Below are 12,214 nucleotides of genomic sequence, written 5' to 3' on the forward strand. Positions count from 1 at the left end.
GCGCAGAATCTATTGCAGAATCTAATCAATAATAGGCATAAATGTTAGTAAGAAATTATCGCTTTTTAGCGTTGAAGCAGCGTGTAAATTTTCATTTATGCCAAATTCAAATGTTTGCGTATTGATATGCGCCACAAAGTCCAAAATATGCTTTGAATTGACCGTTATTGAGAATGATTCATCGCCTAATTTTTCTGCAAATTCTTTATTTAGCTCACTATCAAGCTCAATCTCCGCATTTGCTTCAAAATCCTTGTCGCTATATACCACTTCAAAGAAAATGCTGTCTTTTTTAAATGTAAGACGCGCTTGAAACCACACAGAGTTGATGATTTTTAACGCTTCTGCGATTTTGTCTTTGTCAATATGGACGCGGTATTTTATGTCTTTTGGTATGACTTTTTCATAATCGATAAAGTTGCCATTTGGGATTTTTGTCCAAAAGGTGAATTTTTCATTTTCGATTATGATGTGTTTGTCATTAAAGTAAATATTTGAATCTTCGCTAAAAAGCTTTTGAACCTCCATAATGGACTTTTTGGGGAACATAAAATTCATTTTATCCACGCTTTGGCTATCAAAGCTAATGACTTCAAGTCGTTTTGTATCGGTGGCTACGAAGTTGAATTTGTATTCTTTGATGTCAATTAGCGCGTTGCGGTATTCTGTGCGCGGATTGTTGATTTCAATGACGGGCAATAGCCGTTTTAGCGAATCTATTAGATTTTTTGAATCAATATTTAGCTTTGATTTTTCGTAATTTTGCGGAAATTCAGGGAAATTATCGCCGATAAAGCTTGGCAATTTTATCGTAGATTTACCTTGCTTAATCTCTAATTTTTCGCCCTTTTCGCCGTAATCTTTCTTTTCTATTTTGATAATCTCATCTTTTAGACTTTTTAGCGAATCTAAAAATTTCTTACCATTTATCGCTAAAATGCCTTCTTCTTTCACATCGCACTCTACTTTTATAATAAGTCCCATTTCGTAATCCGTGCCTTTTAGGATTAGATTTTGCGATTCAGCGATGATTAGAATGCAAGAAGTTATCGTGCTATTATCTCGCTTTTCTAAAAATGGCTGAATGTTGCTGATGGCAGATTCAAGGGTGGATTTGTCGATTTCTATTTTCATTTTTTCTCCTTTATTTAAGATTCTTAGTAATAGTAGTAGAGATGTGAAATATGTGAAAATCTCATCGTTTCTATCAATTTCTACCGCTAAATACGCAGAATCTTTTGTTTTTATTTATGTGAAAATAATGTGCATATTTTGGCATAATTTTGCTTGATTATTTTTTAATTTCTTTAATTTTTGATTGAATTTCTAAAATTTTTTGTTTTAGCGCAGAATCTTTCTCAATATCGCTTTGGATTTTTTTGACTGCTTTGCTGATTGTGCTGTGGTCTTTCATATCCAATGCTTTGGCGAGCTCGGGCATCGAGTTTGATGAGATATTGCGCCCTAAATAAATTACGATTTTTCGCGCTAGTAAAATGTCCTTTGTGCGCTTTTTGCTTTTGATGTCGCTTGGTTTGATATTTAGGTGCTTTGCGGTGTTTAAGATGATTTCATCAAGGGTGATTCGCCCAATTCTACTTCGCTTGCTGTTTTCAATCTCATTTCGCACCAAATCGATGGTAATTTCTTGATTCATAATCGATGAAAATGAATTTATGGTGGTTAAAATGCCCTCAATCGTGCGAATATTGTCATTTATATTTATTGCGATATATTCGATGATTTCATCGCTGATTTTTATCAAATCTAATTCGCATTTTTTCTTAATGATGGACTTTTTTAGCTCAAATTCAGGCGGATTTATGCGCGAGATTATGCCTGATTCAAAGCGGGATTTTAGTCGCTCTTCAATTCCATTTAGCTCTTTTATGGGTTTATCGGAGGTTAGCACGATTTGCGAATTATTATTTTTTAAAATATTAAATGTTTGAAAAAATTCTTCTTGAATCTTACTTTTACCACTGAAAAATTGAATATCATCAATCAGCAAATAATCGCACTTGCGGTATTTCTCGCGGAATCGCTCCATAGTTTTATTACTCAAATGTATCATATAATCATTCAAAAATTCTTCGCTTGTGATTAAAATGACATTTTTTTGTCCGGCGTTGTAGTTGCCGATGGCATTTAGCAAGTGCGTTTTGCCAACGCCCGTGTTACCGCTGATAAAAAGCGGATTGTAGTTTTTGCCCTGCTCTTTTGCCACGAGTTTTGCGAGTTTTAGCGGGTGCTCATTTGACTTGCCAATCTCAAAGTTATCAAATGTAAAACTCGCGTTCAAAACGGAGTTTTTATACATAATTTTTTCTTTGAAAATCGCAGAATCTGCGGTAGATTCAGCGAAATTTTGCTTTAAAATGAATTTGATTTCTGGTTTGATATCCGTATGTGTTTCAAAAAGTAACGAAATGCGATTTGCAAAATGCGTTTTTAGCCAATTTTGCAAATACACATTATCCACTTCTAACACGCGCACATTGGCATTTGACTGCTCTTCGTTATATTTTATATTCTTAATATAACGATTAAAAATCGCAGAATCTAACTTTTTACCCAAATCTTTTAAAATAATATCCCAAATCATTTGAATCTCCGCTAATATTCGATAAAATTCACAATCCAAACTATGTGAAAAACCTGTGAATTTGATGTGAATTATGTTGAATTTGATGTGAATTATATGTGAAATAAGTTTAAAAAAAGGATAGGTATGAATATTTTAGGCATTGACCCGGGGACGAAAAATTGCGGATACGCGGTGATTTGCGGGGAGAAAAATAAATTATCGCTTTTAGAAGCGGGACTAATAAAAATGAAAGAAACCAAATTGCAACACCAAATCGCGGAGTTTAACGAAGGATTTAATCTCATTTTGGCAAATCATAAGATTGATTCAGTGGCGATGGAGGATATTTTCTACGCGTATAATCCAAAATCTGTGATAAAACTCGCGCAATTTCGGGGCGCAATTAGCTTTAAAATAATCCAAGAGTTAGGCAACTTTGCCGAATACACGCCTTTGCAAGTCAAAAAAACGCTCACAGGCAACGGCAAAGCGGATAAGATTCAAGTGGCATTTATGGTAAAAAAAATTTTGGGGATTAGTAAAGAAATAAAGCCGCTAGATGTGACGGACGCGATGGCGGTGGGGATAACGCATTACTACAATGTGCGGTTTTTGTAAAATTTTGCGGTGTGGCAATTTGTTCTGGGGTAATCATTTGGATTATTTTTGCATAAAACCGCGCTCGATGGACGCACAAGTCCTATCTCGCTTGTTTCACGCAAAAATAATCCAAAGCACCACCGCCATTACTTCGATTGTTTGTAACGCTAATTGTCATATTGAGCGAACGAAGTGAGCGAAGAATCTTAAATCCGCAGAATCTAAAAATTTTTATGCTAAAATCTTAAAAAAAATTTAAGGATTTTAAAATGGCATTGGCGGTAAGTAGAAGCACTCAAATTTTGATAGAAAATTTCGTAAGCACATATTTTTCTAGCGTTTCAAACGATAATCGCGCGAAAATTAGAGATAGTGTCGTAGAAATCGCAGATTCGATTTTGGAGCAGAGCAATAAGGATTTGGATAAACTCGCCACAAAGGGCGATATCGCGATGTTAAAAGATGAAATTGCGCTTGTGCGAAGCGAAACAAAAGATGAAATCAAAAAGTTAGAATTAAAAATCATCGAATCAAAATATGATTTATTGAAGTGGTTAGTAACGGCGCAACTTGCGATTGCGGGACTACTTCTAGCGATGATTAAGTTAATTTAACGCAGAATTTTTTGGCAATTTGTGTCTTTGATAATCATTTGCGTTGTTTTGACACAAAATTTCGCTCGATGAACCCATCAGTTCTATCTCGCTCATTTCGCGCCAAAACAACGCAAAGCACTACCGCCATTACTTCGATTGTGATTTGCTAACGCAAATCAGCTTTAATATTTTCGTCATTGTAAGATTCGGCAACGCCGAATCGAAGCAATCCAAAAAAAATTGTTATATTAAGCGAGTGAAACGAGCGAAATATCTCAAATTCTCCCCCTCCCTTTCGGAGGGGGATTAAGGGGGTGGGTAAAAATCCGTAATTATAAAATTTCGTGTGAATCGCAGAATCGTGGCAATCTATCTTAAAATCCGCAGAATCTCCCCTAAATCCCGTCAGATTCTGCGTTTTTAGTTTCTAGCGCAGAATCTATCTTATTCTCCGCCAAATCCCCCGCACACTTATAAATCTCGCCTTTTACCTCCATCTCCCATCCGCCAAGCGCATAATCCCATTTTTTCTCCGCACTTAAAATCAGCAACGCATCGCCGCCCACTTTCACACTTCGCTCTCTTAAATAATCCATCGCTTTCTCTCTCATCGCATTATCGCTCATCGCACCAGAGACATCCACAATCGCACCTTTTGCACTTTCAAGCATTTTGCAATCATTTGGTTTCTCACTCAAAAGCAAAATATTCTCCGCCAAAGGCGACAATCCCCCACACGCAACAAAAAACACTGCTAAAATCGCCCCAAAAAATCTCATAAATCCCCTTTTTTGTGAAAAAATATCAACGCAGATTTTAATAAAAATTGCTTAATTTATCGTCATTTGGCATATTATTTTGTGCCACGCAAGGGTATTGCCCAAATGTGGGCGTTTGCCATTGATAGTTGTATCATTGCAAAGAAATTCCACCACGCACAATCCATCGCAAATATTGTGTATTTTGCGCTCCACGCGATTTTTTGCAAAATCATCTTTGTGGCAAATATTTACAATGATGAGCGATTTTTTACAAAATTTTTCCCCCCCCCCAATTTTTAAACAACATTTGCATTTTGCACCCAAAATCAGCGATTTTATCCACGTTATCATTCCTTGACGCCACCAAAGCGATGGTTTGCGAATCCAAAATCTTTGCTTTGATTTTTTGAAATCGCCTTTGCATTTTTGCCCTAAATGTCGGCAAATATTCATCTAACGCGACATTTTTAGGAAATGCGTGAATGCTTATCATTTCATCATTGCTAATCGAAACGACATTGCGCTCTTTGCCCTCCGCACTTCCACTATCATAGCATTTTTCAAAAAAGTCGCCAAATTCCACGCAAAAGCACCTATGCGCCTCATCTAGTGAATAATTCATCATCCAATCAAGCGGAGATGATAATTTTCGCAATCCATATTCTCTCAAATGAAGCGCGGGTTTGCACGCATCGCCTACGCTTATGAAAATGTCTGCTTTGATTAGATTTTGCTTTGATATTTGGCAAATGTGGCGTGAGATGATAAAGGGCAGATTTCGCGCATTTCGGCGTAGATTTGCATTTGGAATGAGTGCGGAGATGATTTTAAAAACTTTAAGCGCAATGAAAAGCAAAAAAGGATAAGGATTCATTATATTTGCCTTATATCGGCTATTTGCGCTTCGATTTCGTTATAAAAATTGCGCTTTATGTGGTAGTGGATTCGCACTTTTTGCCCCACAAAATCTTGCGTATTATTAAACAAAATAGCCCTAAATGTCGCATTTTTAAAGCTTAACTTTTGGTGCAAATCTTTGATAATTTGCGAATCGCGCACCACAGCAATAGATTCAAAGCAAATCATCGCATTTTCATTGCCATACGGCTCGTAAGCTTCCAAAATCTCCAAAATCTCCATATTTATTTCATTTAGATTCGCGCTTATTGCGGCGGATTCAGCGCATTTTTCGCTAAAAATTAGATTTGATTCAAGCGAATCTATGAAAGATTCTAAATTTTCACTCTTTAAATTTAGCCCAACCGCCCCGCTATGTCCGCCAAATCGCAATAAATGCGCACTGCATTGCTGAATCGAAGCGATGAGATTTACGCCATCTCTTGCGCGTCCAGAGCCTTTTAACTTGCCGTTTTTTAGATTAAAGCAAAACGCGCTTTTGCCAAATTTATCGGCGATTCGCGCTGCTACAATGCCTATCACGCCGTCATTCCATTGTCCTATGGCATAGGCGATTTTTTCGCGCTCAACGGCGCATTCAAGCGATTGCGCGAAAACTTCGTTTGTTAGTTTTTTGCGCCATTCGTTTGTTTCTCTTAAAATTTGTAGCAAATTTAGCGCGATTTTGGGATTTTTGGCGGTTAGAAATTTAAAAGCCAAACGCGCATTTTTTACGCGCCCAGCGGAGTTTAAAAGCGGTGTGATATAAAAGGCTAATTTTTGTGAATCTATTATTTTATTTGTTTTGAATCTCTCGCCAAATTCCTCTCGCAAAAGCGCAAAAACGCCGTTTTTTTCGCTATTGATTCGCTTCACACCTAATTTATAAAGTGTGCGATTTAACGAAGTCAAAGGCATAATGTCGCTAATAATCGCAAGGCTCAAAAACGGCGTAAATGCGAGCAAATCGATATTTTTTGCGCGTGAAATCCCACGCTTTGCGAACTCACACTTAATCCCAGCGCAAAGATACCACGCCACAACCGCCCCACAGACTTCCTTTTGCAAAAAGTTGCATTTGCGCTGATTTGGGTTTATAATCACGCTTGCCTTTGGGAGAATCTCCGCGCCATTTTCAATCAAAGGTTTATGGTGGTCGGTTATGATTAGAATCTTGCCACGCTCTGCGCAAAAATCCGCCACTTCAAATGCTGTAATGCCGTTATCTACGCTAATATAAATGTCTGTGTTGTAAATTTTTACCATTCGCGTGGAGATTCCATAGCCATCAATGAATCTATTTGGGATTTTTATGATGAAATTGTGATAGCCCAAAGCCTTAAAAAAGCCCTCCATTATGCAAGATGAGCTTACGCCATCGACATCATAGTCGCCTATGATTGCGATTTTTTTGTTTGATTCAATCGCGCTAACGATAATCTCACTAGCCTCAGCGATACCGCTCATCGTGGCGGGTGCGGGGATATTTTTGGATTGTAGTTCGCTTAAATTGCGCGATTCAAAAATGCTTAAAATTTTATCTTTTAGGCTCATTTTTAGCGCATTTTAGGGATTTTGCCTGTTTTATAAATTCCAAAATGATAGGATTTGGGCTTTGGAGTTTGGAGGTAAATTCAGGGTGAAACTGCACGGCGACAAACCAAGCGTGATTTTTTAGCTCGATTGCCTCAATTAGCCCATTTGATTCGCCACTAATGATGACGCCATTTTTTTCAAAAATTTCGCGGTATTTCACATTTGCTTCGTAGCGGTGGCGGTGGCGTTCTTTTATCAAATCGCTGTTATACGCGCTATGAATCTTTGTGCCTTTTTTTAGGTGGCAGGGATATTCGCCAAGTCGCATAGTGCCTCCCATAGGCGAATTGTGCGTTCTAAATTGACTTTTGCCATTTTGGTCGATGAAATCTTCGATGAGGTAGATGATAGGCTCATCTGTATCTTTGTCAAACTCCGCGCTGTTGGCATTTTTTAACCCCAAAACATTTCTAGCAAATTCGATTAAGGCAAGTTGCATTCCAAGGCAAATTCCCAAAAACGGCACATTGTGCGTCCTAGCGTATTCTATCGCCAAAATCTTGCCATCGATTCCGCGCTCTCCAAAGCCCCCGGGTATTAAAATCCCATCAATATCGCGCATTTCATCATCGATATTTTTGGATTTAAGCTTAGAGCTATCAATCCACTTAATGTTGATTTTTGTATCCGTGTGCGCCCCGCTGTGCGTGAGAGCTTCGATTAGCGATTTATACGATTCCTTTAAATCCAAGTATTTGCCGACAAATGCGATTTTTACCTCGCTATTTGGGGAGATGATGCGCTTTACTAGCAAATCCCAATTTTGCATTTGTGGTTCAATGGGCGGGATATTAAAGTAACGCGCAATGGGCGTTAGGATATTTTCTCTCATCAGATTTAGCGGGACTTTGTAAATGCTATCAGAGTCTTCTACCACAATCACGCAGTCATTATCCACATCGCACGACATTGATAGCTTTTGCTTTAAATCGCGTGAGAGTGGGCGTTCGCACCGCGCCAAAATGATTTGCGGACTAATGCCGATTCGGCGAAGTTCTTGCACGGAGTGCTGCGTGGGCTTTGTTTTTAGCTCCCCTGCGGCTTTTATTAGCGGGATTAGCGTTACATGAATGCTAATCACCATTGATGAGCCTAACTCGTGTTTGAGTTGCCTCATCGCCTCCAAATACGGCATTCCCTCAATGTCGCCAACCGTCCCACCAAGCTCAACAATCAAAAATTCGCTGTTTTTCCCCGCGTCTTTTATGCGCTCTTTGATTTCATCAACGATATGCGGGACGATTTGAATCGTTTTGCCCAAATAAAAGCCACTGCGTTCTTTTTCGATGACGGATAGATAAATCTGCCCTGTGGTGAAATTGTGCTTCGCGCTTAAATTTATATCCAAAAATCGCTCATAATGCCCCAAATCCAAATCCGTCTCCGCGCCATCATAGGTTACAAAAACTTCGCCGTGTTCAAGCGGACTCATCGTGCCGGGGTCGATATTTATGTAAGGGTCGATTTTTAGGATAGAAACCTTGTGATTTGCGTGTTTGATAAGTGTGGCGATTGACGAAGCGGATATGCCCTTGCCAAGAGAGCTAAGCACACCGCCTGTAACGAAAATATATTTGGGTTGCATTTGAATCTAACCAATATCTTGCGCGAATCTTGCCTAAATTGTGCCGAATCTTTACTAAAATCTAGCGCAAATCTACTTGCCCTGATTTTTCTTAAACTCTAACACCATCGCGTAAGCTTCGTCTTTTAGGCGCAATTTTTGCTTTTTCATCGTATCTAACTCAAACTCATCGACATATTCGCCCCCGCCTGCTTCGACTTCTTTAATCCTATCATCTAACTCATTGTGTTCTTCAAAAATCCTAGCAAAATGTGGATTTTGCGCCTTTAATTGCGCGATTTCTTCTCTATATTCGTGTAGCATTTTTACCTCCAATTTTTAAAATGCGAAATTATACTTTGTGAAACTTAAAAATATTTGTAGATTCTGCGATTCGCTTAAATTATCGCAGAATCTCACAAAATTCGCAGAATCTACCCGCCATCCTCTTCATAAATATTATAAGGTGCATTTTCCCTTTGTGCCTTTCGTAGGGCGTTTATGGCGAAGTTTAGCGTAGATTCTGCGTTGCGATTTGGGAGCAATTTTGCAATGCCAATATTCAAATCCAAGCAAATCTCTCGCCTCCCCAAAAATACATTCGTATTTTGCATTAGCGCAAGAAGTCGCTCGCTTGCATTTTTACTCGCCAAAATATCGCAGTTGCGGAGCAGCATCGCAAAAATCCCATTGCCGATATATCCAATAATATCGCTTCGGCGGGAGGTTTTTAGCAGTAGTTTTGCGACGGTTTTCATCACCACAAGGGCGGTTGTTTGGTCGTTTTGCAAATATCTCGTGACACCAAGCGGAAGCGACATCATTATAATCGTGCTCGCGTGGGCGAACTTCTCCACCATTTTTTGCTCATTTTGCACTAAATAAATAAAATATCGCTTGTTATAAGTGTCGAAATTTTGGTCATACATCGTGTTTGTGTTGATATTTTCCAAAATTTGATTGCATTTTTGGTAGAGATTTTTCAACTGATTTATTTGCAAATCAATCTCATTTTGAATGCTTTGCGTTTCCTTTGAAAAGTGATTTGCGCTTCTATTGTGCGCTAAATCCAAACTCCACTTTTTCTCAATATCATTCATAATGATGAGATTTTTATAAATATTTTGCGTGCATTTCAAAATATCGCGAGTGTTTGCAAATGCGCTGTGTATGCTCTTTTCAAAGGTTATGTTCCGCTCGTCATTCTCCACGCCACTTTCAGTCATCGCGCTAATTTGCTTTTGAAACTCGATACTTTTCGTATTTAAAAGCGTCTCAAAATAAGTTTGATAATTTAGCGGAAGTGGCGGGATATTTTTGCTAAGAAGCGTTTTGAAAACTTGGGTAGAAAAGTCCTCGATAGATTCTGCGTTTTGCGAAGATTCTGCGCTAAAATTCGCAGAATCTCCGCCATTTGCAGAATCTAAATCCGCAGAATCCGCAGAATCTAACTCGCAAACTTTATCCGCCATTTCGGCAGATTCTGCGGTGGATTCTGCGCCTAAATCTACTTCCGTTTGCAGTCTAATCATTTCAAACTTTTTCCCAAAACATCATCGATTATGCCATAATCCTTCGCCTCTTTGGCACTCATAAAAAAATCCCTATCGGTGTCGGTTTGGATTTTTTTAATGCTCTGCCCCGTATTTTTCACCAAAATTTTATTTAACTCGCCCTTTATTCGCAGAATCTCTTGTGCGTGGATTTGAATATCGCTTGCCTGTCCGCTCGCTCCGCCAAGCGGTTGATGAATCATAATCCTAGCATTTGGCAAAGCATATCGCTTGCCCTTCGTCCCGCTACTCAAAAGAAATGCGCCCATTGACGCCGCCTGCCCGATGCAAATTGTCGAAATATCAGGTTTTATATAATTCATCGTATCATAAATGCTTAATCCGCTTGTAACCACGCCACCGGGCGAATTTATATAAAGAAAAATATCTTTTTGCGGGTCCTCCGCCTCCAAAAATAGCAACTGCGCGACAATCGAACTCGCCACAAAATCATCAATCGCCCCGCTAAGCATTACAACCCTATCTTTTAAAAGTCGCGAGTAAATATCATAACTGCGCTCCCCGCGAGAAGTTTTCTCAATCACATAAGGAATATAGTTCATTTTTTCGCCCCTTTTTTTATTTAGATTCTGCGTTTTGCGTGGATTCTGCGTTTTTCGTGCGAGATTCTGCGTTAGCAGAATCGTGGCAATCTTTATTTTTTTGGATTGCCGCGTTCGCTTCGCTCTCTCGCAATGACGAATTAGACGCACTTTTCGCAGAATCTGCTTTTTTCGCCAAATCCGCAGAATCCGCAGAATCTAAAATATGATTTAGCACTTTATTTTCCAAAATCGTCATTTTTATCGCCGGAAACATTCCGCTTTTTTCGTAACTATCCGCCAAATCCTTTGGATTTTGCCCACTCATCATCGCTTCGTAATAAAGCATTTGATAAAGTTCGCCATCCGCGACTTTGATATTATTCGCCTTTGCGTAGGTATCGACTATGAAAGTCAATCGCACACTTTTTTCCGCCTCCGCGCGGTGCGTCTCGCGCTTCTCTTTTGCCTTTTGCTTGTTTTCTTGCAGTTCTTTTAACTCGCCTTCATTTAGTTTGTGCAGGGCGTTTCTAAACACTATATCCATTTCCTGCTCGATGATATTTTGCGGTAAATCAAATGTGAAATCTTTTAGCAGATTTTCGACAAGTGCGGGTTTTACCTCGTTAAATGCGGTGCTTTTCGCCTCGCTTTCTAACTGCGTTTTGATAAACGCTTCCAAATCCTCTAACTTCGCCTCTGCGTTATTTGAAAGCACCTTTTTTGCTAAATCATCGTCTATCGGCGCAGAATCTCGCTTTTTAATGGCGTTGATTTTGACTTTGAATTCGCATTTTTTCCCTGCCAAATGCTCCGCATAATCCTTTGGAAACTCCAAATTTAGCGTTTTTTCATCGCCTTTTTTTGCGCCAAGCAGTCCGCTTTCAAATCCATCGATGAAAGATTTACTGCCGAGTTCCAAGTCAAATCCTTTCGCACTTCCGCCCTCAAACGCGCTCCCATCGATAAATCCTTCAAAGTCGATATTTGCAATGTCGCCAGATTCTGCGTTTTTATCCACTTCGATTAACTCGCCACTATTTTTTGCAAAAATCGCTAATCGCTCATCAACCGCCTTTTTGTCGATTTTTTTGAGATTTATTTGCGGGATGGACTTTTTCAAATCTGCCAAATTTATTTCAGGCAAAAGTCCTAATTTCGCCTCAAACTCAATATTTCCATCCGCCACTTCAAATTTATCAAAAATCGCACTGCCAATCACGCTATTTTGCGCGATATTTGCGTCTTTTAGGTGCTTTTGAATGCAGTCATTTAATGCTTCGTTTTGCGCCTCTTGGGTAATTTGCTCTTTGTGGCGCGATTCTACGACTTTTATGGGAACTTTGCCTTTTCTAAAACCATCGATTTTTAGATTTTTTGCGAGATTTTGCGCGATTTTATTTCGCTTTAAATCCACTATGCTACAATCGATTTTGTCCTTAATTGCGATATTTGCGCTGTTTAGTTTCTCAATCATATTTCAATCCTATTTTTAAAAATAAAGTGGCATTTTATCAC

At 39.0% G+C, this 12,214-nt stretch carries 16 protein-coding genes; 5 read left to right on the forward strand and 11 right to left on the reverse strand.

Going from position 1 to position 12,214, the window contains the following annotated elements:
- Nucleotides 1–21: 21 nt before the first annotated feature.
- Together dnaN and dnaA are read right to left on the reverse strand one after the other, a co-directional pair.
- Nucleotides 22–1,134 (reverse strand): DNA polymerase III subunit beta, encoded by a 1,113-nt coding sequence (gene dnaN / locus ACWIUE_RS06355; RefSeq protein WP_454135873.1) that lies wholly within the window; start codon nucleotides 1,132–1,134, stop codon nucleotides 22–24.
- 157 nt (nucleotides 1,135–1,291) lie between these two features.
- A complete protein-coding gene (gene dnaA / locus ACWIUE_RS06360) occupies nucleotides 1,292–2,605 on the reverse strand; it encodes a chromosomal replication initiator protein DnaA (RefSeq protein ID WP_454135875.1) in 1,314 nt (437 codons plus the stop codon).
- A 126-nt stretch (nucleotides 2,606–2,731) separates the two neighbouring features.
- Between dnaA and ruvC the strand changes: the two genes are divergently transcribed.
- The 5 genes from ruvC (at nucleotide 2,732) to ACWIUE_RS06385 (ending at nucleotide 4,093) form a co-directional block, all read left to right on the forward strand.
- The gene (gene ruvC, locus ACWIUE_RS06365) at nucleotides 2,732–3,205 is read left to right on the forward strand and encodes a crossover junction endodeoxyribonuclease RuvC (protein ID WP_454135877.1); all 474 of its coding nucleotides are present in this window, start codon (nucleotides 2,732–2,734) and stop codon (nucleotides 3,203–3,205) included.
- Nucleotides 3,206–3,242: 37 nt separating this feature from the next.
- Nucleotides 3,243–3,383: a hypothetical protein gene (locus ACWIUE_RS06370; protein WP_454135878.1), complete on the forward strand. Its 141-nt coding sequence runs from the start codon at nucleotides 3,243–3,245 to the stop codon at nucleotides 3,381–3,383.
- A 73-nt stretch (nucleotides 3,384–3,456) separates the two neighbouring features.
- Nucleotides 3,457–3,801 (forward strand): hypothetical protein, encoded by a 345-nt coding sequence (locus ACWIUE_RS06375; protein ID WP_454135879.1) that lies wholly within the window; start codon nucleotides 3,457–3,459, stop codon nucleotides 3,799–3,801.
- An 11-nt stretch (nucleotides 3,802–3,812) separates the two neighbouring features.
- Complete coding sequence (locus ACWIUE_RS06380) at nucleotides 3,813–3,953, forward strand: hypothetical protein (protein WP_454135880.1); 141 nt, start codon at nucleotides 3,813–3,815, stop codon at nucleotides 3,951–3,953.
- A complete protein-coding gene (locus tag ACWIUE_RS06385; protein ID WP_454135881.1) occupies nucleotides 3,947–4,093 on the forward strand; it encodes a hypothetical protein in 147 nt (48 codons plus the stop codon). Before ACWIUE_RS06380 ends, ACWIUE_RS06385 begins: the two co-directional genes overlap by 7 nt.
- Nucleotides 4,094–4,178: 85 nt before the next feature.
- Here the strand turns inward: ACWIUE_RS06385 and ACWIUE_RS06390 are convergent, their stop codons facing one another.
- From ACWIUE_RS06390 to tig, 9 genes are all read right to left on the reverse strand, one after another.
- On the reverse strand, nucleotides 4,179–4,562 hold the full coding sequence (locus tag ACWIUE_RS06390) for a hypothetical protein (RefSeq protein WP_454135882.1): 384 nt from the start codon (nucleotides 4,560–4,562) through the stop codon (nucleotides 4,179–4,181).
- 51 nt (nucleotides 4,563–4,613) lie between these two features.
- Nucleotides 4,614–4,895, reverse strand: coding sequence for a hypothetical protein (locus tag ACWIUE_RS06395; RefSeq protein WP_454135991.1), 282 nt, complete (start codon nucleotides 4,893–4,895; stop codon nucleotides 4,614–4,616).
- On the reverse strand, nucleotides 4,813–5,418 hold the full coding sequence (locus tag ACWIUE_RS06400; RefSeq protein WP_454135883.1) for a DUF1796 family putative cysteine peptidase: 606 nt from the start codon (nucleotides 5,416–5,418) through the stop codon (nucleotides 4,813–4,815). The genes ACWIUE_RS06395 and ACWIUE_RS06400 overlap by 83 nt, the downstream gene beginning before the upstream one ends.
- Entirely contained in the window at nucleotides 5,418–6,995 is a 1,578-nt protein-coding gene (locus tag ACWIUE_RS06405) for a single-stranded-DNA-specific exonuclease RecJ (RefSeq protein ID WP_454135884.1), read from the reverse strand. The genes ACWIUE_RS06400 and ACWIUE_RS06405 overlap by 1 nt, the downstream gene beginning before the upstream one ends.
- Complete coding sequence (pyrG, locus tag ACWIUE_RS06410; protein ID WP_454135885.1) at nucleotides 6,979–8,622, reverse strand: glutamine hydrolyzing CTP synthase; 1,644 nt, start codon at nucleotides 8,620–8,622, stop codon at nucleotides 6,979–6,981. Before pyrG ends, ACWIUE_RS06405 begins: the two co-directional genes overlap by 17 nt.
- Nucleotides 8,623–8,694: 72 nt before the next feature.
- Nucleotides 8,695–8,925, reverse strand: coding sequence for a YdcH family protein (locus tag ACWIUE_RS06415; protein ID WP_454135886.1), 231 nt, complete (start codon nucleotides 8,923–8,925; stop codon nucleotides 8,695–8,697).
- Nucleotides 8,926–9,035: 110 nt separating this feature from the next.
- Entirely contained in the window at nucleotides 9,036–10,133 is a 1,098-nt protein-coding gene (locus tag ACWIUE_RS06420) for a GGDEF domain-containing protein (RefSeq protein ID WP_454135887.1), read from the reverse strand.
- Nucleotides 10,130–10,813: an ATP-dependent Clp endopeptidase proteolytic subunit ClpP gene (gene clpP / locus ACWIUE_RS06425; RefSeq protein WP_454135989.1), complete on the reverse strand. Its 684-nt coding sequence runs from the start codon at nucleotides 10,811–10,813 to the stop codon at nucleotides 10,130–10,132. Before clpP ends, ACWIUE_RS06420 begins: the two co-directional genes overlap by 4 nt.
- Nucleotides 10,734–12,173, reverse strand: coding sequence for a trigger factor (gene tig, locus ACWIUE_RS06430; protein ID WP_454135888.1), 1,440 nt, complete (start codon nucleotides 12,171–12,173; stop codon nucleotides 10,734–10,736). Before tig ends, clpP begins: the two co-directional genes overlap by 80 nt.
- Nucleotides 12,174–12,214: the final 41 nt, after the last annotated feature.

Source organism: Helicobacter sp. 23-1045 (genome assembly GCF_053654655.1).

What these genes read in the sequence shown, in the direction of transcription:
- dnaN (WP_454135873.1), bottom strand. Translation starts at nt 1,134, where the DNA reads ATGAAAATAGAAATCGACAAATCCACCCTTGAATCTGCCATCAGCAAC.
- dnaA (WP_454135875.1), bottom strand. Translation starts at nt 2,605, where the DNA reads ATGATTTGGGATATTATTTTAAAAGATTTGGGTAAAAAGTTAGATTCT.
- ruvC (WP_454135877.1), top strand. Translation starts at nt 2,732, where the DNA reads ATGAATATTTTAGGCATTGACCCGGGGACGAAAAATTGCGGATACGCG.
- ACWIUE_RS06375 (WP_454135879.1), top strand. Translation starts at nt 3,457, where the DNA reads ATGGCATTGGCGGTAAGTAGAAGCACTCAAATTTTGATAGAAAATTTC.
- ACWIUE_RS06390 (WP_454135882.1), bottom strand. Translation starts at nt 4,562, where the DNA reads ATGAGATTTTTTGGGGCGATTTTAGCAGTGTTTTTTGTTGCGTGTGGG.
- ACWIUE_RS06395 (WP_454135991.1), bottom strand. Translation starts at nt 4,895, where the DNA reads ATGATAACGTGGATAAAATCGCTGATTTTGGGTGCAAAATGCAAATGT.
- ACWIUE_RS06400 (WP_454135883.1), bottom strand. Translation starts at nt 5,418, where the DNA reads ATGAATCCTTATCCTTTTTTGCTTTTCATTGCGCTTAAAGTTTTTAAA.
- ACWIUE_RS06405 (WP_454135884.1), bottom strand. Translation starts at nt 6,995, where the DNA reads ATGAGCCTAAAAGATAAAATTTTAAGCATTTTTGAATCGCGCAATTTA.
- pyrG (WP_454135885.1), bottom strand. Translation starts at nt 8,622, where the DNA reads ATGCAACCCAAATATATTTTCGTTACAGGCGGTGTGCTTAGCTCTCTT.
- ACWIUE_RS06415 (WP_454135886.1), bottom strand. Translation starts at nt 8,925, where the DNA reads ATGCTACACGAATATAGAGAAGAAATCGCGCAATTAAAGGCGCAAAAT.
- ACWIUE_RS06420 (WP_454135887.1), bottom strand. Translation starts at nt 10,133, where the DNA reads ATGATTAGACTGCAAACGGAAGTAGATTTAGGCGCAGAATCCACCGCA.
- tig (WP_454135888.1), bottom strand. Translation starts at nt 12,173, where the DNA reads ATGATTGAGAAACTAAACAGCGCAAATATCGCAATTAAGGACAAAATC.